Consider the following 20568-nt stretch of genomic DNA (forward strand, 5'->3'; position numbering starts at 1 on the left):
CTGTCAAAAGCATCGCGATTCCTATGCACAAGGTGTCCCGGTCTGGCTTGAATATTCTCGGTGATCAGAGGCGGTAGGTGGTCCCGTATCAGGCACCTCGAATTCCGCGGTGCTACACCTGTATTGTCAGGGTGACGAGTAGGGGTGGGGCGATGGCGAAGCCGCGACGGAAACAAGCGTTCGAAATGGCGTTGGTGGTGCGGGCGGCCTTCTGGCTCGCCCTCGGCGCCGGTGCCGTACTTTTGGCGCTACATGTGGGAAACGCGAGATCGACTGTACGCCAGCGCATTCCGGCCAATCCTGTGACGGCTTTCCAGGATCTCGGGCGGCGTCGTTTGCACTGGCCCGACGGTGCCACCGCGACATTGATCGTTGAGATCGTGGTCCTGTTGTTGCTTCTACTCGTGTTCACAGCGGCTCGTCGGTGGGTTACGCGTGGACGACTGGCTGTCGATCAGAAGGCCCGTCTCATGGCCCGTGGAAAGGCCATTGTCCCGTTCACCGAGGCGGGGTCGCGGGCTCGGGCCGAGCAACTGGGCATTCGGCTGGGAGACGGCGATTCACCCGGCATCCCTATCGGCACGGCGGTCGCGGGCGGTAAGCGGCTCTTCGGGTCCTATGACGATCTGCACTTGGACATCTGGGGTCCGCGGCAGGGGAAGACGAGCTGCCGGTCGATCCCGGCCATTGTGGAGGCGCCGGGACCGGTGATCGCCACCTCGAGCAAACGCGATGTCTTGGACCTGACGCGAAAGGTGCGGATGGCCAAGGGTTCTCGAGTTTTCGTCTTCGATCCCGAGGGCATAGCGAAGGAAGAGCCCGATTGGTTCTGGGACCCGTTGGCATGGGTGGATGCTCGGTACGAGGGCTGCGAGATCCGCGCGGCCCGGCTTGCCGGACACTTTGCCGACAGTACGAGGTCGGATTCGGCCAACGAAATGGAACGCTTCTACGAAGACGAGGCCGAGGACCTGCTGAAGGGGCTTTTTCTCGCCGCGGCGGTGGGGGAGCGTCCGATCATCCAGGTCTGGGAATGGGTTTTGAGTCCCTTCGATACAGAGCCGATCGAGCTGCTGCGCGTCGCACGCCATCATTGGAGCGCGTCGGCCCTGTCGGCTCAGTACTCCACCGGTCGCCAGCAGGGAGACCGCGTGTTTCGCACTGCCAGACGCATGATCGGTTGCCTTGCACTCGCCGCCGTGCACGCGTGGATTACTCCGGGTGGTGACCGAAGGCAATTCGACGAACTGGAGTTCATTGAAACCAACGGCACGCTCTACAACCTCTCCCTCGAGGGTCGCGGTTCGGCAGCCCCGCTGGTGAGCGCACTGATCGAGGCAGTGCTCGATGTGGCGGTCCGGAAGGCCTCCCTGTGTCCCGGGGGGCGATTGCCGACCCCACTCCTGGCAGTCCTCGATGACGCCACGCACATGGTTCGCTGGCGCGACTTTCCGCAGCGGTACAGCCATTACGGCTCGCACGGCATCATCCTTATGACGATGTTGCAGTCGTGGGCACAGGGCGTCCGCTGCTGGGGGCACAACGGGATGGCCGAATTGTGGTCGGCCGCGACGATCAAGGTATTGGGTGGCGGTGTCGACGAGGCGCCCTTCCTCCGGGATCGGATGGATGGTGTCGGCAGTCACGATGTGGAGATACGATCGGTCACGCTGTCCACCAGCGGCCTTGGCTATTCGACGACGATCAGTTCGGCCAGCACGCTCGGTGTCTCCGACCTTCGATCGTTGCCCCGTACACGGGCAGTGATGTTCGCGCCGGGTATCCCGCCTGTGTTGATCAAGACGCAGCCGTGGTGGGAGGGCGAATACGCCACGGCTGTGCGCCGTTCGATCGAGGATCGAGCAACGCAGCGGCGTGCAATGGCGACAGATCTTGTCGGGACGTCCGGGCTGGTTGGGCTCACTTCCTCGGGCTCAACAGAACCAATGGAATCTCCCGAGTAGTCCGCTCCTGATACCCCGCGTAAACCTTGTATTTCCCAGTGACTTTCGGCCACAAATCGGCCCGCTCCTCGGCCGAAGCGACCCGAGCCGTCATCGGTTTGCGTGGGCCGCTGCGGAACGAGACCTCCACCTCCGGGTGCTCACGCAGGTTGAGGTACCACGCCGGGTGCACCGGGTCGCCGCCTCGGGATGCGACGACGACGATGGTGTCGCCTTCGACCAAGGGGGCGGTGAGCATCACCGAGTGTGGCCGCCCCGATTTTCTGCCGATGGTCGTCAGTTCCAGGGAGGGCATTCCGCTGAACGTGTTGCCCAGCTTGCCGCCGCTGATGCGGAGCAGGCCGCGGTGGACCATGTTCATCGTCTTCAATGCCCGATCCGACGGCATGGGGTCTCCTGTCTCGATGTTCGTGCGCTCAGGCAAGAGTAACCAGGTTGCGTCGGTTCGGGATTGGAGAAACGCGACTCCCTGGCTAGCCGACCGGGCCCTGACCGAGTTTGGCCTGGACGGTCCCGGTGCGCCCGGTCCGGTCGGTCACCGTCAATGTGATCGTGTCACCCGGGTGGTAGCGGTCCATCGTGTTGACCAATGTGGTCGCCGAGTCCACGGGATAGTTGTCGATCTTGGTGACGACCGTGCCCGCGCCCAGGCCGAGTTGATCGGCGGGGCCGCCGCGGACGACGTTGCGGATCAGTGCGCCGCCGTTGGTGTCGCTCACCGACACGCCGAGGAAGGCGGTCGCGCCGATGTGCACGCGGTCGGAGGCGGTTTTGGCCTGGATCTGTTTGGCCACCGACAGCGCCTTGTTGATCGGGATGGCGTAACCCTCGCCATTGCCCGCGCCCATGCGGAAGCCCTGGGATGCGGCGGTGTCGACGCCGATGACCTGGCCCGCGCTGTTGATCAACGGGCCGCCGGAGTCGCCGGGCTGGATGTCGGCGGCGACCTGGATGAGGCCGGTCAATTGTTCGGAGGCGCCGGAGGATTCGTCGCTGGCGGTGATGGACTGGTTCAGGGCGGTCACGCGGCCCGCGGCGGCGGTGGGTGTTCCGGTGCCGCCCGCGTTGCCCACGCCGACGATCGCGTCGCCGACCTTGACCTTGTCGGAGTCGCCCAGGGGCGCGGTCTTCAGGCCCGAGGCGTTGCTCAGATGGATGACTGCCAGATCGTCCTGGCGGTCGTATCCGGTCACCGTCCCGGAGTACGTCTTGCCGTTGCCGACGTCGGTGACCTCGACCTTGGTCGCGCCCTGGACGACGTGGTTGTTGGTGAGGACGTCCCCGTCCGAGGTCAGTACGATTCCCGTACCCGCGCCCGCGCCGTTCTGGAGTCCGAGTTCGGTGTTGACCAGGGCGATGCCCGGCGTGACCTTGTCGACGGCGTCGGTCAGGTCGGCGGGTGTCGTCTTGTTGTCGACCGGTTCGAGGACGCTGCTGCCCGGTGCGTTGGCGAAGGGGGCGCTCGAGTGCGGTCCGGGCATGGTGAACCGCGACGACACCAGCCCGATCGCGACGGCCATGGCCAGCACGATCACGGCCACGACGCCGAAGATCGACCCGTGCCTGCGCCGCGGCGGCTGCGGCGGTGGCGGCGGTGCGTACGGTCCTTGTGCGGGCCAACCGTTCTGATTCGGATACACGCTCATCACGTCCTCGCTCATGCCCAACGTTGATTCCATTAAGCGCCCGATCCCTGAGAGCTCGCTGGGTTCTTCCAGTGGGAACGCAACGTGCTCGAGGGCACATTCCGGGATGCCCGGTTCTGACGAATCCATGACGGCCCGCTTTCGTTCGGCCGCTCGGGCCGTCGCGGAACGTAGGCTCGCGCCATGATCGGTTCTGGGGCCCGGGTGGCCTGTGGGATTGTGGCGGGGGCGCTGGTGGTGGGCGTCGCGGAGCTGGTCGCGGTGCCTATCGGGGCGGGCAGTGCGCCGCTGGCGGCGGTGGGCGGGGCGGTCGTGGATCGCACGCCGACCTCGGTGCGGGAGGCCGTGATCGACGCGGTCGGGACCAATGACAAGTTGCTGCTGTTTCTCGCGATGGGGGCGGTGGCGCTCGTCGTGGCGGGGATCGCGGGAGTTGTCGAGCGGGCTGGACGGCCGGTGGGGTCGGTCCTGTTCGGGGTGTTCGGGATCGTGGCGGCGTGGGCGGCCGTGAGTCGGCCGGGGGCGGGGTGGACCTGGGTGTTGCCGTCGGTGGTGGGGGCGGTGTGCGGGATCGTCGCGTTGCGGAGGCTGGTTCGGCGGGGGGAGGGTGATGAATCCGGTTCCGGGACACGGGAATTCGCGTCTTCTGTTCGGGGGAGTGCGCGTTCTTCCGTGCAGCTCGAGGGAGAGAACGCCGAGGCGCTGCGGCCTGCCGCCGCTGAGGGCGCGAGCGTGGCCGGGCCGCGATCCGAGGTCGGCCGCGGTTCGACGGCTGTTGGCGACTCCGGCCACGAACGAGGCGTGGGCCGTCGGCAATTGGTGCGGGGAATCGTCGGTGTCGGCGCCCTCGCCGCGGCGGCGGGGGTGGCGGGGCGCGTCCTCGGCTCCCGGGCGAACAATGTCACCGCCGAGCGCGCCGCGGTGCGCCTACCGGTCCCGAATTCGCCCGCCCCGCCGATCGATCCGGCCGCCGATCTCCGAATCCCCGGTCTCGCACCGTATCTCACGCCGAACAGCGACTTCTATCGGATCGACACCGCGTTGCTCATGCCGCAGGTGAGTACCGACACCTGGTCGTTGCGCATCCACGGCATGGTGGACCGCGAGATTCGCCTCGGCTACGACGATCTGTCGTCCCGGCAGGCCGTCGAGCGGCTGGTCACCCTGACCTGTGTCTCGAATCCCGTGGGCGGCGACCTGATCGGCAACGCCCGCTGGCTCGGCTATCCGCTGCGCGACCTGATCGCGGAGGCGGGGCCGCACGCCGACGCCGATATGGTGCTGTCCCGCAGCTTCGACGGATTCACCGCGGGCAGCCCCTTGGCCACCCTGACCGACGGCCGCGATGCCCTGCTCGCCGTCGGCATGAACGGCGAGCCGCTACCCGTCGAGCACGGGTATCCGGCGCGGCTGGTGGTGCCCGGCCTGTACGGCTATGTCTCGGCGACCAAGTGGGTCACCGAATTGGAGATCACGAGATTCGATCGCGCGCAGGCGTATTGGACCAAGCGGGGATGGTCGGCGCGCGGGCCGATCAAGACGGGGACCCGGATCGATACGCCGCGCGACGGCAGGGATGTCCATCCGGGCCGGGTTCCGATCGCCGGGGTCGCCTGGGCTCAGCATCGCGGCATCACCGGGGTCGAGGTCCAGATCGATGACGGCCCTTGGGAAACCGCGCGCCTGGCGACCGAGCCGTCCATCGATGCCTGGCGGCAATGGGCGTACGACTGGGACGCCACGCCCGGCCTGCACAAGATCCGGGCGCGGTCGATCGATGAGACCGGCCAACCGCAGACGGCGGAGAACCGGGATGTGCTGCCGGACGGGGCGACGGGTTATCCGGCGATCACGGTGCATGTGAGCTGACTCACTAGAGGGCGCCCTTGCATCCTGTCCTCTGTAGAGCTGACAGGGCTCTCAGCTCTATACACAGGCTGCTGTGTATAGTAGAAGACGATAGACGGCTCTACAGAGTGTCTATAGAGAGACGTACGAGGCCGAGATGTCGGGCGGGAGGCAGATGGACGTTACCGAGTTGGAGGCCCTGCTGGGCGAGTGCAGGAGTCTGGGCGGGGATCACAGTACGTGTGAGATCAAGAAGTCCCAGCGGGGATTCCCGCATACGACTTGGGAGAGCATCAGCGCTCTCGCGAATGCCCAGGGCGGGTGGATCATCCTGGGAGTGGACGAAAAACGAGACTTCACCGTCGTAGGGGTCGAGGATCCGGCACAGATCGAATCTCAATTGGCCGCTGCGTGCTCGGAAATGGAGCCTCCGGTGCGGTCGGAGATTCGCACGGTGCACGTAAATGGAAAGTCTGTAATCACCGCCTACATTCCTCCGATTCCCCGAGACCAACGCCCCTGCTATAGAAGGAGCCTCGGCCCTTATGCGGGATCTCGGGTCCGGGTGTCCGACGGCGACCGAAAATTTACCGACTACGAGGTGTCGGTTCTTCTGTCCAACCGTACCGAACCGCGTCATGATATCAGCCTGGTGCATTCTTCATCGATGGCGGACCTCGATGAAGAGATGTTGTCTTCTTTTCTGAGACGGGTCAGGGAGACCAAAGGCGAGATTTTTCGCCGAGTGGACGACGTGCGGGCTTTGACGATGCTCAATGTCGTCAAAGAGTACGATGGTCGTGTCGTCCCTACCTTGGCAGGTCTTCTCGTCTTCGGGCTCTATCCGCAGACTTTCGAACCTCAGCTCGATTTGACCTTTGTCGCGTATCCGGCAGGTGAGCCGGGTATGCTCGGAACGGTTGGCGAGCGCTTTACTGAAAACAGGGCGATTGACGGGTCGATTCCGGTCATGGTCAATGAATGCATCCGAGTGCTGAAAAGAAATATGAAGCGCCGGAGCATCGTGACCGGTATATACCGTGTCGATGAATGGGAGTACCCGGAAGAGGTGCTCCGAGAAGCCTTGGTAAATGCACTAGTGCACCGTGACTATTCCGAACATGCGAGGGGTATGCAGGTCCAGGTGGAGATGTATCCGGACAGGCTTTTGATTCGAAATCCTGGCGGGTTGTATGGGCCGGTCTCTGTTGACAACCTCGGGGTCGATACAGTTTCTTCCTCTCGCAACAAAGCACTGTTGAAGATCCTCGAAGACACCCCTTACGGTGAGGGTCATATGGTTTGCGAAAATAGAGGTAGCGGTATTACCAGGATGCGGATCGCTCTCACGGAAGCCGGGATGGAGCCGCCTCGATTTCTGGATAGTATATCTTCCTTTACCGCCGAATTTCCCAACCATACTCTCCTCGACGAAGAGGCGCTTGCCTGGTTGCAAAACCTCGACAACCGTCCTTTGAGTCGCTCCCAGATGACCGCTCTCGTCATTCTGCGCAGCGGTGCGGCGCTGACCAATAGCGCATATCGTCAGGCTACCGGGATTCAGGACAGTCGAGTGGCCAGTCGTGAGTTGAAGGAGCTGGTCGACAGGCAGCTCATCGATCAGGAAGGGACGCGGGGTACCGCTACTTATCACTTGGCCGGAAGGCCGACGCAAGCGGAGCTTACTATTGACGGGGAGCAAGAGGTAGTGAATGTGCCGATGCCGAGCACGGCTCCCCTTACTCCCTTGCAGCAACAGGTCTTGGACGCGGTCGGAGAGGATGAGGTTTCGCGCTCGGAGGTCGAGAAACGCACCGGACTTGCCTCGAGCCAGGTTATCGCGGTATTGCAGACTCTCCGTGATAAGGGGCGCTTGGAAATGGTAGGTCGTCCACGCTCGAGAACCGCTACCTGGCGGGTAGCACGTCGGGCCTGAAACATAAATGGGTGATACCTGTTGCTGTTTGCCCGTCCAGCGCGAAGTGCTGGGATAACGGTAGTGCGAGTCAGTACTGGCGGGAGGGCTGTAGCTGCCGTGCCGGAGCGATACCCACCCACCTCAGGGCAGAGGTGGTGTTAGCCAGTACGACCACGAGAGCGACCAGCACAGCCCCGGCGAGGATGGCGATCCTCGCATCCCACGTCGCCGCGAACGGGCCGCAGAGAGCGCCCATGCCGATCAGTTCCAGCGGGGCAAGGACGTTCAGCAGCGTGCGGCCACCGTTGCGACGGTTGAGCAGGAGGATCGCGGCGGTGACCCAGAGCATCGCGAGGACGATCGCGACCCCGGCGATCACCCGCTGTTGGAGGATGTCGCCGCTGTAGTCGAACTCCGACGAATCGAAGTCGGAGATGAGCACGAAGGCTTGCACAGCGGCGAAGACCGTGATCAGGGCGACCAGGATCGCCAGAATGCCGCTGATGATCGCCGCGGCACTGCGCGGGGATCGTGGCGGCGGCGGGTACGCCGGAAAACCTTGCGGCGGATAATGATTCGCCTGCGGCGGATACGCGGGCGGCGGATACCCCGGCTGACCGTACGGATAGTTCACAGATGTCCCCCTTTCACACGAGGACAACCCTATCCGGGCCGAACGCCACACGTACGGTGAAACCCGTGGGCACCGTAACCCTCCCGGGCATGGGGCCTTTATTCGGATTCCGAATACTTCCGGGAGGGCGATGGCCCGCCCTCGAAGGAGACGGGCCACCGAAACCCCTTGCGGCGCAGCCTCAGTGCCCCACATCCACCGGAACGGCCGCATCCCGCTTCTCGGCCTCAGCCCGCTTCGACGCCCGCGAGCCCACGAACAGCGCCGAGGCCAACGCCCCGATGATCAAGACGAAGGCGGGCAGGTACATCGACTCGCTCAGGGCTGTGCTGATCTTGTCGAGGATCTGGGGTGGGACGTGGCCCATGCCCATGCCCTCGCCCTGGTTGCCGCCGTCGAGGCCCTGGGCGGACATGCGGGAGGCGAGGAGGGCGCTGATGGCGGCGCTGCCGAGGACGGAGCCGACCTGGCGGGTGGTGTTGTAGACGCCCGCGCCCGCGCCGGCTTGGTGCATGGGGAGGTTGCGGGTCGCGGTGGAGGCCAGGGGGCCCCAGATGCCCGCGTTGGCGAAACCGGCGAGGGCGGCGGCGAGGAGGAAGACGGGGATGGAGCTGTCGGGGGTCATCAGGGAGACGAACCAGAAGACCGACACCGAGAACAGGGCGAAGCCGATGGTGGGGATGACCCGGGGCGGCATGCGGTCGGAGATGCGGCCGACCAGGGGGGCCGCGATGCCGGTGACGATGGCCATGGGCGCGAAGACCAGGGCGGACTTGGTGGGGGAGTAGTCGCGGACGGTCTGGAGGTAGAAGTACCCGGGGACCATCAGGGACGCCGTCGCCACGCCCATGGTCGCGATGGCCAGGCTGGACAGCGCGAAGTTGCGGTCGCGGAACAGTTGCAGCGGGACCAGGGGCTCGCCCTTGTTGCGCGCCTGGTTGACCACGAACAGGCCCAGCACCACGAGGCCCGCGATGATCATCGCCCAGATCAGACCGTCCCAGTCGCGGGTCTTGCCCTCCTGAATCCCGAAGACCAGCAAGAACATTCCCACCCCGCTGAGCACCACGCCCACGAGGTCGAACTTGTGCTCGTGGGTCTCCAGCGACGGCACCAGCCACAGCGCCAGCGCGAACGCGACGATGCCGATGGGGACGTTGATGTAGAAGATCCAGTTCCAGCCCAGGTTGTCGACCAGGACGCCGCCCAGCAGCGGCCCGACCAGGGTGGCCAGACCGGCCACGCCGCCCCACAGACCCATCGCCGCGCCGCGCTTGTCCGGCGGGAAGGTGCGGGTGATGACGGCCATCGTCTGCGGGGTCATGAGCGCCGCGCCGAGGCCCTGCACCGCGCGGGCCGCGATCAGCATCTCGATGGTGCCGGACATACCGCACCACAGCGACGCGAGGGTGAACACGGTCAGGCCGACCAGGTAGACGTTCTTGGGGCCGAAGCGGTCGCCGAGGCGGCCCGTAACCAGCAGCGGCACAGCATAAGTCAGCAAATAGGCGCTGGTGACCCAGATGACCTTGTTGATGTCGGTGTGCAGATCGGTGAGGATCTTCGGGTTGGCGACCGCGACGATCGTCATGTCCAGCAGGATCATGAAGAATCCGACGACCAGCGCGTACAGCGCCAGCCAGGGATTGCGTTGGGTTGTCATGGGGATTCCTATCGAAGTCTGTCTCTGCGGATCTCGGCCAGGACGTCGTCGGTGACCGACGAGCCCCAATCGGAGCCGATTCCGCTTGCGGGAGAGTCGATTCGGGCGCCGTCGGAGTCGAATTTCTCCCACTCCAACGTGCCGTCGCCCAGTTCGGCGACAATGCGGCGTAACCAGGTGAGTTCGGCGTCGAGCTGGCCGCGCAGGTACTCGATGACCATCCAGTAGCGGCGCGGTACCTCCTTGCCGACCAGCCAGCCGCGCAGGGCGTCGAGTTCGGTGAGGTCGCCCTCGAGCGAGCCGATGCGCTCGGTCAGCAGCGAGATCACCTCGGCCGCGGGCAGGTTGTGTGCCTCGGACATGGCGACCGGGAAGATCGGATACTCCCGGATGGGGCAGCGGAGGATCGCTCCGATCCGCTCGCGCAGGGCGGCGGTCCCGGACGACGCGATCCGATAGATCGTGCGTTCGGGGCGATTGCCCGCGCGGTCGGTGCCCTCGGCCTGCACCATGCCCTGTTCGGCCAGGCGCGTGACGGTGTGATACAGCGAACCGGGGCGGATCTTGATCAGGTAGTCCTCCCGGCGTTGCAGCAGCGTCTGATACATCTCGTACGGATGCATCGGCCGCTCCTCGAGCAGCGCGAGCACGGCCATCGCCAATGGCGTCAGCTCCGCACCCGGCTGCTTGGTCATCCTCGAGCTCCCTTCTACGCCGCCGAGCCTAGCGCGGCCGCATGACATCATCCGCATCAAATATTCCACGCCGAATATACGGCTTGGAAGTGGAGGCGGACAAGCGAGATCGTGCTCACAACGCCGCGCGCGGGCTATAGATGTCGCAGGTAGCGGTCGGGCGCGTCGAGGAAGGCGCGCCAATTGCGGACCATGTCGAGCTGCTCCCACTCGCGGTACTCGATGCCCTCTCCGGTGAGTTCCATGATCTCCGCGCCGGGGCAGGCGGCCAGGACGGGGGAGTGGGTGGCCATGACGACCTGCGAGCCCTCGGCCGCCAGATCGGTCAGGACGCCGAGCAGGGCCAGGCAGGACTGGAACGACAGCGCCGCCTCGGGCTCGTCGAGCAGCCAAAGCCCTTGTCCCACGGGACGATCCGCGACATATCGGAGAAACGACTGGCCGTGCGAGAGCGCGTTCCAGCGGGGATCGGTCTCGCGCACGCGGAGGGCGTCGGCCTGTTCGAACAGGCTCACCATGGTCTCCGCGCGCAGGAAGCCGCCGTTGGTGGGGCGCGGGAACACGCCATCGATCCGCAGATGCTTCCACAGATCCGCGTCCCCGGAGGTGCCGCCCGGCAACCAGAGATCGTCCGCGCCGCGCATACCCCGCTCCCAGGCGGTGGCGATCGCCTCGACCAGCGTGGACTTCCCGATCCCGTTCTCGCCCACCAGGATTGTCACCGGTCGCTCGAAAACCAGTCCGTCCGCGCACATTTCGGCCACCGCGGGCACGTCCAGATACCAGGCGTTCGGATCGAGATCGTCGCGCGGCGCGAATTCGATTCCGCGCAAGATCAATCGGCTCACACTTCCCCCTCGAAACGGCGAACGCCGGGCCCGTGGAATCCGGACCCGGCGCTCATCGGCACGATCTAGACCGTCGGCGCGAACGCCTCTTCGATGATCTCCTGCTGCTCCACCGCGTGCACCTTGCTCGACCCCGAGGACGGGGCCGACATGGCACGCCGCGAGATCCGGCGCAGCTTGTTGAACCGCTCCGGCAGGATCTCCGGCAGGTTCAGCCCGAAGAACGGCCATGCGCCCTGGTTGGCGGGCTCCTCCTGGACCCAGACGAGATCGGTGGCGTTCGGGTAGGTCGCCAGCTTCTCGTTGAGGCGGTAGGACGGGATCGGGTAGAGCTGCTCGATGCGGATGATCGCCACATCCTCGCGGCTCTTCTTGGTCTTCTCCGCCGCGAGCTCGTAGTAGAGCTTGCCCGAGGTGAGCAGGATCCGCTTCACCTTGCCGCGGTCGCCGTCGCCGCTCTCGTAGGTCGGCTCCTCGAGCACCGAACGGAACTTGTTGTCGGTGAAGTCCTCGATATTGGAGACCACGGCCTTGTTGCGCAGCATCGACTTCGGGGTGAAGACGATCAGCGGGCGGCGGATGCCGTCGAGCACGTGCCGCCGCAGCAGGTGGAAGTAGTTCGACGGGGTGGACGGCACCGCCACCGTCATCGAACCCTCCGCGCACAGCTGGAGGAACCGCTCGATGCGGCCCGAGGTGTGGTCGGGACCCTGACCCTCGTGCCCGTGCGGCAGCAGCAGCACGACCTCCGAGAGCTGACCCCACTTGGCCTCACCCGAGGAGATGAACTCGTCGATGATCGACTGCGCGCCGTTGACGAAGTCACCGAACTGCGCCTCCCACAACACGAGTGCGTCCGGGTTGCCCAGCGAGTAGCCGTATTCGAAACCGACAGCGGCGAATTCGCTCAGCGCCGAATCGTGCACCGCGAACCAGCCCGGATTCTTCGAGCCGATGTTGTGCAGCGGGGTGTACTCCGCGCCCGTCTTGCGGTCGATGACCACGGCGTGCCGCTGGGTGAACGTGCCGCGCCGGGAGTCCTGACCGGTCAGGCGCACCGCGCGACCCTCGTCGATCAGCGTGCCGAAGGCCAGCAGCTCGGCGAAGGCCCAGTCGACCTTGCCCTCGTAGGCCATCTCGCGCCGCCGCTCCAGCACCGGCTTCACGCGCGGGTGGACGGTGAACTCGGCGGGCACGTTCAGGAACGCGTCGCCGATGCGCTGCAACACCGTCTTGTCCACGGCCGTGATGACCGTGCTCGGCACGGTCTGTTCCATCTCGACCGACGGGCTCGGCGACGGCGGGTACTTCTCCAGCTCGCGCACCTCGTTGAAGACGCGCTCGAGCTGACCCTGGTAGTCGCGCAGGGCGTCCTCGGCCTCTTTCATCGAGATGTCGCCGCGGCCGATCAGGGCCTCGGTGTACGCCTTGCGGACGCTGCGCTTGGTGTCGATGACGTCGTACATGTACGGCTGGGTCATCGACGGGTCGTCGCCCTCGTTGTGGCCGCGGCGGCGGTAGCAGATCAGGTCGATGACCACGTCCTTGTGGAACTTCTGCCGGTAGTCCACGGCCAGGCGGCACACCCAGTCGCACGCCTCGGGGTCGTCGCCGTTGACGTGGAAGATCGGCGCGCCGATGAATTTCGCGATGTCCGTGGCGTATTCGGTGCTGCGGCTGTTCTCCGGGGCGGTGGTGAAGCCGATCTGGTTGTTCACCACGATGTGCACGGTGCCGCCGACGCGGTAGCCGCGCAGGCCCGACAGGTTCAGCGTCTCGGCGACCACGCCCTGCCCGGCGAACGCCGCGTCGCCGTGCAGCATCAGCGGCACGACCGAGAAGGTGCGCGCCTCCTCGCCCTTGGTGACCAGGTCCTCCTTGGTGAGCAGATCCTGCTTGGCGCGGACCAGACCCTCCAGCACCGGGTCGACGGCCTCGAGGTGCGACGGGTTGGCCGTCAGCGAGACCTCGATGTCGTTGTCGCCGAACATCTGGATGTAGGTGCCCTGCGCGCCGAGGTGGTACTTCACATCGCCCGAGCCGTGCGTGGCGGCCGGGTTCATATTGCCCTCGAACTCGGTGAAGATCTTCGAGTAGGGCTTGCCGACGATATTGGCCAGCACGTTCAACCGGCCGCGGTGCGGCATGCCGATGACGACCTCGTCCAGGCCGTGCTCGGCGCACTGGTCGATGACCGCGTCCATCATCGGGATGGTGGTCTCGGCGCCCTCCAGCGAGAAGCGCTTCTGGCCGACGTACTTGGTCTGCAGGAAGGTCTCGAACGCCTCGGCCGCGTTCAGCCGGGACAGGATGTACTTCTGTTGCGCGACAGTCGGTTTCGCGTGCTTCTGCTCGACCCGCTCCTGCAACCACTTCAGCTGCTCGGGGTCGAGGATGTGGGTGTACTCGACGCCGATGTGGCGGCAGTAGGCGTCGCGCAGGATCGACAGGACGTCGCGCAGCTTCATCCGCTCCTGGCCGTGGAAGCCCGCGACGTTGAATTCGCGGTCCAGGTCCCACAGCGTCAGGCCGTGCTGGGTGACGTCGAGATCCGGGTGGCTGCGGAACTTGTCCTTGACCAGGCGTAGCGGATCGGTGTCGGCCATCAGGTGGCCGCGGCTGCGGTAGGCCGCGATCAGCTCCTGCACGCGCACGCTCTTGTCGACGCCGCGTTCGGTGATGTCCTTGCGCCAGCGGATCGGCTCGTAGGGCACGCCCATGCCGTGGAAGATCTCGTCGAAGAACTCGTCGGAGATCAGCAGTTGATGGATCGTGCGCAGGAAGTCGCCCGACTCCGCGCCCTGGATGATGCGGTGGTCGTAGGTGGAGGTCAGCGTCATGAGCTTGCCGATGCCCATCTCGGCCAGCTGCGCGTCGCTCATGCCCTGGAACTCGGCCGGGTACTCCATCGCGCCCGCGCCGATGATCGCGCCCTGACCCGGCATCAGCCGCGGCACCGAGTGATTGGTGCCGATGGTGCCCGGGTTGGTCAGCGAGATCGTGACGCCGGTGAAGTCCTCGGTGGTGAGCTTGCCGTCGCGGGCGCGGCGGACGATGTCCTCGTAGGCGCTGTGGAACTGCGCGAAGGTCATCGACTCGCAGTTCTTGATGGCGGCGACGACCAGGGTGCGGTTGCCGTCCTTGCCCTGTAGATCGATGGCCAGGCCCAGATTGGTGTGGGCGGGGGTGACCGCGTTGGGCTTGCCGTCGACCTCGGCGTAGTGCCGGTTCATGTTCGGAAACGCCTTGACCGCTTGGACGATCGCGTAACCCAGCAGGTGGGTGAACGAGATCTTGCCGCCGCGGGTGCGGGCCAGGTGGTTGTTGATGACCAGCCGGTTGTCGATCATCAGCTTGGCCGGGATGGCCCGGACGCTGGTGGCGGTCGGGATGGTCAGCGACGCCGACATGTTCTTGACGATCGCGGCGGCCGGACCGCGCAGCACCTTCGACTCGTCCTCGGCCTGCACGGGCACCTGCGGGGCCGACTTGGCCGGGGCCGCATTGGAACTCGGGGCCGGGACGGTGCGGGCCTCCCCGCCACGCGCCTGCGGGGGCGCGGCGGCGTTGGAGGCGGCGGCGTTCACCTTGGCGGCGGCGGGCGCCGGGGTGCGGGCGGGCGTCCCGGCGGGCGCGCTGCTGGTGGGCGCCTGGGCGGGGACAGCGCTGGCGGGTGCCGGAGCGGGCGCGGGGGCGGGCGCGGCGGCGTCGGCGGTGGGTGTGGCGGCGGGCTTGCTGTTACCAGTGTCTCCCGGCGTCTCCGGGGTGTAGTCGGCCAGGAACTCGTGCCAGCTCTCGTCGACCGACGACGGGTCTTGCTTGTACTTCTGGTACATCTCGTCGACGAGCCACTGGTTCTGTCCGAACTGGGATGTTGAGCTGCTCACAGCAGGTGTTCGCCTCATTTCGTTCTTCGCGCTGCGACGTTTGTGACGTGCTCGGCACGGGTAATCGGCTCGATGCGCGCCGATGCGCCCTTTCTGAGGATAGGCCCAGCCCTTCTCCGGTGTCCCCTGGCCGTGACCGCGGGTCCCTCGAGGTTTGCTCACTTCCCCCGTCTCGGGCTCCGCGGCCGACGATCACGGGCCGCCGGACAAGCCCAGCCTCTTATGGTGTCGACTCGTCCGTGACTGAGAATATTCCTTCGCTTCCGAGTGGCGCTCCCCACACTCCTCCGATGTCGCCGCCCACAGTCGGGAGTACGGTCCCGAGGCCGTGAGCAGTTCGGTGTGCGAGCCGATTTCGGCGATCCGGCCGTGTTCGACGACGGCGATCCGATCGGCCCGCGCGGCCGTCGCCAATCGATGCGCGACGATCACCGACGTGCGGTTACGGGTCAGCGATCGGCTCGCCGCCAACACCTTCTCCTCGCTGTCCGGGTCGAGCACCGCGGTGGCCTCGTCCAGCAGCAACAGGTCCGGATCGACGAGTTCGGCGCGGGCCAGCGCGATGAGCTGCCGCTGGCCCGCCGACAGGCCGCGCCCGCCCTCGCCGACGGGCTGGCCCATGCCCTGCGGGAGCGCGGTGATCATCTCCAGCGCGCCGACCGTCGCGGCGGCCCGCTCGATCTCGGCGGCTGTGGCGGACGGTTTGCCGAACGAGATGTTGCTCGCCACGTCGCCGGTGAACAGGTGAGCCTCCTGCGGGACGACGCCGAGCCGGGCGCGGTAGTGGGCGAGGCGGTAGCGGCGGATGTCGGTGCCGTCCACGCCGATCGGACCGCCGCCGGTGTCGGGCGGCAGGTCGTAGAGCCGGGCGAGGAGCTTCACAATGGTGGACTTACCCGCTCCCGTCGGACCTACCAGGGCCAGACTCGTTCCGGCCGGAATCGTCAGCGAAACGCCTTGCAGCGCGGGATTCCTCGCTTCCGGATAGCGGAAGTCGACCGCGTCGAAGGCCACGTCCCCGCGCAGCCGTCCCGGGATCGCGACGGCGTCGGGCGGATCGGCGGCGATCGAGGACGGGGTGCGCAGCAGCGCCTCGATCCGGCGCAGCCCCACCCGGGCCTGCTGATACCCGTCGAAGACCTGGGAGAGCTGCATGATCGGACCGAACAACAGGCCGAGGTACAGCACGAAGGCCACCAGCGTGCCCGGGGTGACGGAACCGTGGGCAACATCGCGGGCCCCGACATAGACCACCGCGGCCTGCGCGAGATCACCCCACGCGATGACCGCCGCGAAGTACAGCGCGATCGCCCGCTGCGCGCGCATCCGGCTGCGGCGGTAGTCGTCGGAGTAACCGGTGAAGCGCCGCGCGGCATCGGCCTCGTGCCGGTACGCCTGGGTGGCGCGCAGGCCCGCGACGTTCTCCTGGAAGTCGGCGTTGACCACGGCGACGCGTTCGCGGGCGGCCGAATAGGCCGAGGCCGAGATCTTGCGGAACACCAGCGTGGCCGCGATCAGCGGGGGCAGGGTCGCGAAGACCACCATCGCGAGTCCGGCATCGATGAGCAGCAGCGCGCCCGCGATGCCCAGCGCGGTGACCAGACTGATCAACGCGGTGCTCAGCCCGGTTTGCAGGAACGTCGACAGCGCGTCGATATCGGTGGTCATCCGGGTCATGATCCGGCCGGACAGTTCCCGCTCGTAGTAGTCGAGGCCGAGCCGTTGCAGATGCGCGTAGCTGCGCACCCGCAGGCCGTACAGCAGTCGTTCGCCGCCGCGCGCGGACAGCAGCGTGTTCGCGGTCTCGTCGGCCCAGCCGAGCGCGACCAGGATCAGGCCGCCGATCGCGGCCGCCGCCAACGTCTTTCCGCTGTGGGCGGCCACGCCGTCGTCGAGCGCGTAGCGGGTCAGCGCGGGGAAGGCCACGCCGATGACGCCGTCGACGGCCAGCAGCGTCACCACCGCGGCGAGCAGCCAGCGCACTGGGCGGAGCAGGCCGCGCAGCCGGAAATTCGGTTCGGGGCGTTCGAGTTCGGCGGTGTCGAGGCCGGGTTGTTCGGTCGCCGCGGGCAGCCGCGCGAGGGGGCCGCGCAGTTCGGCGGGGATGTCGGCCTCGGGCGGTTCGGGCGCGGCGTCCCGGCCGCGCCACGGGTCGCCGGTGCCCGCGGGTTCGGGCGGGTCGAGCCGGATCACCCGGTCGGCGTGGGCGAGGGTGGATTCGCGGTGGGCGAGGATGAGCGTCGTGCGGTCGGGACGGCTGGGCAGGGCGTCGAAGATGGCGGCCTCGGTGACCGCGTCCACGGCGGAGGTGGCGTCGTCGAGAACCAGCACGCGCGGATCGGCGAGCAGGGCGCGGGCCAGGGCCAGGCGCTGACGTTGCCCGCCCGACAGGGTGAGCCCGCGTTCGCCGACGACGGTGTCGTAGCCGTCGGGCAACTCGTCGATGAACTCGTCGGCCGCGGCCTGTTTGGCGGCGCGGCGGATCTCGGCGGCGGTGGCGTCGGGACGGCCGAGGGCGATATTGGCGGCGATGGTGTCGGAGAACAGGAACGGGTCGTCGAACACCACGCCGACGGCCGCGCGCAGCTCGCTCGCCCGCACCGCGCCGATATCGACCTCGGAGTCGTTGCCACGCAAGGAAATTCGGCCCGAATCGGGTACGAATAGGCGCGGCAGCAGCACCGCGAGGGTGGACTTGCCGGATCCGGCCGGACCGATGATCGCGACCGTCTCGCCGGGCCGCACGCTCAGGTCGAAATCGCGCAGCACCGGCCGGTCCGGATCGAATCCGAAGGTGACACCGCGCATTTCGACGCCCAGCGGTCCGTCGGGCACGGGCCGCGGATCGGCCGGGTCGGCGGTGTCGGGCGCGTCGTCGATGACCTGGTAGACCCGTTCGGCGGCGGCGCGGGTGAGCTGGGCCATGACGATCACGTTCGAGACGATGCGCGTGCTCGAGGCCAGCATGGTGACGTAGGCGGCGAAGGCGAGGAAGGTGCCCACCCCGATCTCGCCGTGCAGGGCCAGCGTGCCGCCCAGCGCGATCACCGCCACCAGGCCGATCTGCGGGACGGCCGCGACCAGCGGCTGGAAGCGGGATTCGATGCGGGCCGCGCGCATCCGCTCGGCGTAGAGGCGGCGGCCGTGCCCCTCGAGCAGCGCGACCATCCGGGCCTCCTGCCCGAAGCCCTTCACCACCCGGACCCCGGTGACGGTCTCCTCGACGTGCTGGGCGAGGTCGGCGGCCCGCTGCTGCGCCGACCAGGTCGCGGCGTGGAACCTCGGCCGCGCGCGCCGGATGACCCAGCCCAGCACCGGCATGGTTGCCAGCGCGACGACCGCCAGCAGCGGGGACAGCACCAGCATGACCGCGGCGGCCATGACGAAGATCAGGACCGAGGCCGCCGACAGCGGAACCATCGCCAGCAGGCCCTGCACGAGTTGCAGATCGCTGATCGACCGCGACACCACCTGCCCGGTGCGCAGCCGATTCTGGCCCGGCCCGTCGTAGCGGTGCAGCGCGGTGAGCAGGTTTACCCGCAGCCCGTGCTGCACGTCGAGGGCCAGCCGACCGGCCAGCCAGCGCCGCCCGTAGGACGTCGTGAAGCGAATCAGCGCCAGCGCCACCAGAATCCACGCGACCACGGCGATCCCGCGCACATCCCCCACCCGGGCCTCGTCGAGCGCGCGCTTGGCCGCCACCGGCACCGCCACCTCGGCCCCCGCGCCGCAGACGATGCTCACCACGACCCCGGCCGTCACCCAGGGATGCTCCAGACAAGCGGCCCACAACCGCCGCACCCAGCCGCGCGTTTCCACTCGATCGACGGTACTCACCGCCGCCGACAGGAGCCGGACGGTTCGATGCCCGGGCGGCGCACCACCCGGGCATCGGGATACGGGGACTACGGGGTCGAGTAGCCGATCAGAGCGCCGATGCCCGCGCCGATCGGGACGGTGACCAGCGCGCCGACACCGCCGAGGAAGAAGCCGATGACCGCGCCGATCCCCGCGCCGATGAGCGCGCCCACGCCCGCGTTGTACTGCTTGCGGGCGATGGTGTCCTGGGCCTCGTCGACGGCCTGGGCGACCTCGGTCCCGGCGGTCGGCGCGGTGAGGGTCAGCGTGCGGCCCTCGTCGGCGATGGTCGGGGTCAGGGCCACCGTGTTCGCGGCGGTCCGCAGCCCGAGCGGAATCGACGCGACGACCTCGCCGGAGGCGCCGGTGAGCGTGATCGAGGCGGCGTCGGGCGCGAGCGCGAAGCGGCCGCTGTCGACGGTGGTGACGACCCCCCGATGGTCCGCGGTCGGCGCGGTGACGAAGCCGATGCCGTGATCGGTCGCGTGCACCGCGATCTCGGTGCCGCTGGCGGGTGCCGGTTGGGCATTGACGGCGCCGGCGGTGATTCCGGTGGCGCCGATGGCGAGCAGGGCAATGGCGGCGAACTTGGTGGTTCTCATCGGTTTCCCTACATTCGTTCGGCTGAACCGCCGGACCACATTCCGCAAAGACCGTGCCCCGGCGAATCTTTCGGCTGACCACCGAATCCGGTGATCGGGAGGTAATATTACCGGTTCGACGCGTATCGCGTGGGGGTCCGAGACCAGTTGGTCCGAGGGCGACGACGGTGTGGCAGAACGGGTTTGGCGCGCCCGCGCCACGATCAGACGTCGCGCTGCCGCACCGCCCACCATGCCCACGCGCCCGCGGCCGCCGTCCACACGAGCAGCACCACCGCGGCGGCGGGGCTCGGGGCGAACAGCCGGTTGGTGGTGAACGAGCCGACCGCGACCGTGGCGATGGTGGCCGAACCGGGGAACACGACGGCCAGGCCGTGCGAGTCGGCGCCGTGCGCGACGAGCCACACCAGGGGTTCGATGATCACCAGCCAGCCCAGCGCGGCGCCGAGCGCCGCGACGGTCCCGCGCAGCAGCAGGCCCAGGCTCGCGCCGATCACGCCCCAGCACACCGCGACGAGCAGACCGCCGCCGAGCACGGCCACCAGCCGCAGCCCGAATTCGATCTTGTCGCGGCCCGCCACCACCAGCGCGAGCGCCGCGCCCACCTCGGCGGCCGCGGCCAGCAGCAGCGAATACGCCGCGGCGACAGCCATTTTCGCGCCGAACAGCAGATCGCGGTCCGGGGTGAACAGCGCGGTCATCGAGATGGCGTCGTAGCGGTACTCCCCGGCGGCCGCCACGGCCCCGCTCACCAGCGCCGCGAGGGCCGCCACCGCGATCCCGACGTACAGGCCCAGGCTGGCCGTGCCGGTCGCCGGATTCTGATTCGCTTGCGGCCCATGGCCGATGGTGACACTCACGATCGTGGCCAGCAGGCCGACCAGACCGCACACCGGCAGCAGCCCCCAGGCCCACCGCAGGGTGGTGAGCTTGCGGGCCTCGGCGGTGGCGGCCCGGCTCACGTCCGGAGGCAGGGTGCGGATCATCGGGGCGCTCCGTACGGGG

Annotated in this window: 13 protein-coding genes; 3 read left to right on the forward strand and 10 right to left on the reverse strand. The window is 67.4% G+C overall.

Going from position 1 to position 20568, the window contains the following annotated elements; genetic code table 11:
* Positions 1-152: 152 nt before the first annotated feature.
* Positions 153-1964 (forward strand): type IV secretory system conjugative DNA transfer family protein, encoded by a 1812-nt coding sequence (locus tag ACFYTQ_RS21885; protein ID WP_387363744.1) that lies wholly within the window; start codon positions 153-155, stop codon positions 1962-1964.
* Here the strand turns inward: ACFYTQ_RS21885 and ACFYTQ_RS21890 are convergent.
* Together ACFYTQ_RS21890 and ACFYTQ_RS21895 are read right to left on the reverse strand one after the other, a co-directional pair.
* Positions 1921-2352, reverse strand: a complete 432-nt coding sequence (locus ACFYTQ_RS21890) for a nitroreductase/quinone reductase family protein (protein WP_387363747.1) — start codon at positions 2350-2352, stop codon at positions 1921-1923. The two genes, ACFYTQ_RS21885 and ACFYTQ_RS21890, sit on opposite strands and share 44 nt — an antisense overlap.
* 85 nt (positions 2353-2437) lie before the next feature.
* A complete protein-coding gene (locus ACFYTQ_RS21895; RefSeq protein WP_387363750.1) occupies positions 2438-3643 on the reverse strand; it encodes a S1C family serine protease in 1206 nt (401 codons plus the stop codon).
* Between the two features lie 150 nt (positions 3644-3793).
* Here ACFYTQ_RS21895 and ACFYTQ_RS21900 point away from each other — a divergent pair, with 150 nt between their 5' ends.
* Complete coding sequence (locus ACFYTQ_RS21900) at positions 3794-5479, forward strand: molybdopterin-dependent oxidoreductase (RefSeq protein ID WP_387363753.1); 1686 nt, start codon at positions 3794-3796, stop codon at positions 5477-5479.
* 154 nt (positions 5480-5633) lie between these two features.
* Positions 5634-7394 carry an ATP-binding protein gene (locus ACFYTQ_RS21905; RefSeq protein ID WP_387363756.1) on the forward strand — a complete coding sequence of 587 codons (1761 nt, stop codon included), beginning with the start codon at positions 5634-5636 and terminating at the stop codon, positions 7392-7394.
* 70 nt (positions 7395-7464) lie between these two features.
* On the opposite strand, the gene ACFYTQ_RS21910 is transcribed toward ACFYTQ_RS21905, so the two are convergent.
* The 8 genes from ACFYTQ_RS21910 to ACFYTQ_RS21945 form a co-directional block, all read right to left on the reverse strand.
* Complete coding sequence (locus ACFYTQ_RS21910) at positions 7465-8010, reverse strand: hypothetical protein (protein WP_387363759.1); 546 nt, start codon at positions 8008-8010, stop codon at positions 7465-7467.
* 181 nt (positions 8011-8191) lie between these two features.
* A complete protein-coding gene (locus ACFYTQ_RS21915) occupies positions 8192-9673 on the reverse strand; it encodes a DHA2 family efflux MFS transporter permease subunit (protein WP_387363762.1) in 1482 nt (493 codons plus the stop codon).
* An 8-nt stretch (positions 9674-9681) separates the two neighbouring features.
* Positions 9682-10368: a PadR family transcriptional regulator gene (locus ACFYTQ_RS21920; RefSeq protein WP_387363765.1), complete on the reverse strand. Its 687-nt coding sequence runs from the start codon at positions 10366-10368 to the stop codon at positions 9682-9684.
* A 134-nt stretch (positions 10369-10502) separates the two neighbouring features.
* Positions 10503-11216 (reverse strand): ATPase, encoded by a 714-nt coding sequence (locus ACFYTQ_RS21925; protein WP_387363768.1) that lies wholly within the window; start codon positions 11214-11216, stop codon positions 10503-10505.
* A gap of 65 nt (positions 11217-11281) precedes the next feature.
* On the reverse strand, positions 11282-15121 hold the full coding sequence (locus tag ACFYTQ_RS21930) for a multifunctional oxoglutarate decarboxylase/oxoglutarate dehydrogenase thiamine pyrophosphate-binding subunit/dihydrolipoyllysine-residue succinyltransferase subunit (protein WP_387363771.1): 3840 nt from the start codon (positions 15119-15121) through the stop codon (positions 11282-11284).
* Between the two features lie 174 nt (positions 15122-15295).
* Complete coding sequence (locus ACFYTQ_RS21935) at positions 15296-18922, reverse strand: ABC transporter ATP-binding protein (RefSeq protein ID WP_387363774.1); 3627 nt, start codon at positions 18920-18922, stop codon at positions 15296-15298.
* Positions 18923-19008: 86 nt separating this feature from the next.
* Positions 19009-19563 carry a hypothetical protein gene (locus ACFYTQ_RS21940; RefSeq protein ID WP_387363777.1) on the reverse strand — a complete coding sequence of 185 codons (555 nt, stop codon included), beginning with the start codon at positions 19561-19563 and terminating at the stop codon, positions 19009-19011.
* A gap of 203 nt (positions 19564-19766) precedes the next feature.
* Positions 19767-20549, reverse strand: coding sequence for an ABC transporter permease (locus tag ACFYTQ_RS21945; RefSeq protein ID WP_387363780.1), 783 nt, complete (start codon positions 20547-20549; stop codon positions 19767-19769).
* Between the last annotated feature and the right edge of the window lie 19 nt (positions 20550-20568).

The organism is Nocardia sp. NPDC004068, from assembly GCF_042874315.1.
Lineage (GTDB): Bacteria > Actinomycetota > Actinomycetes > Mycobacteriales > Mycobacteriaceae > Nocardia.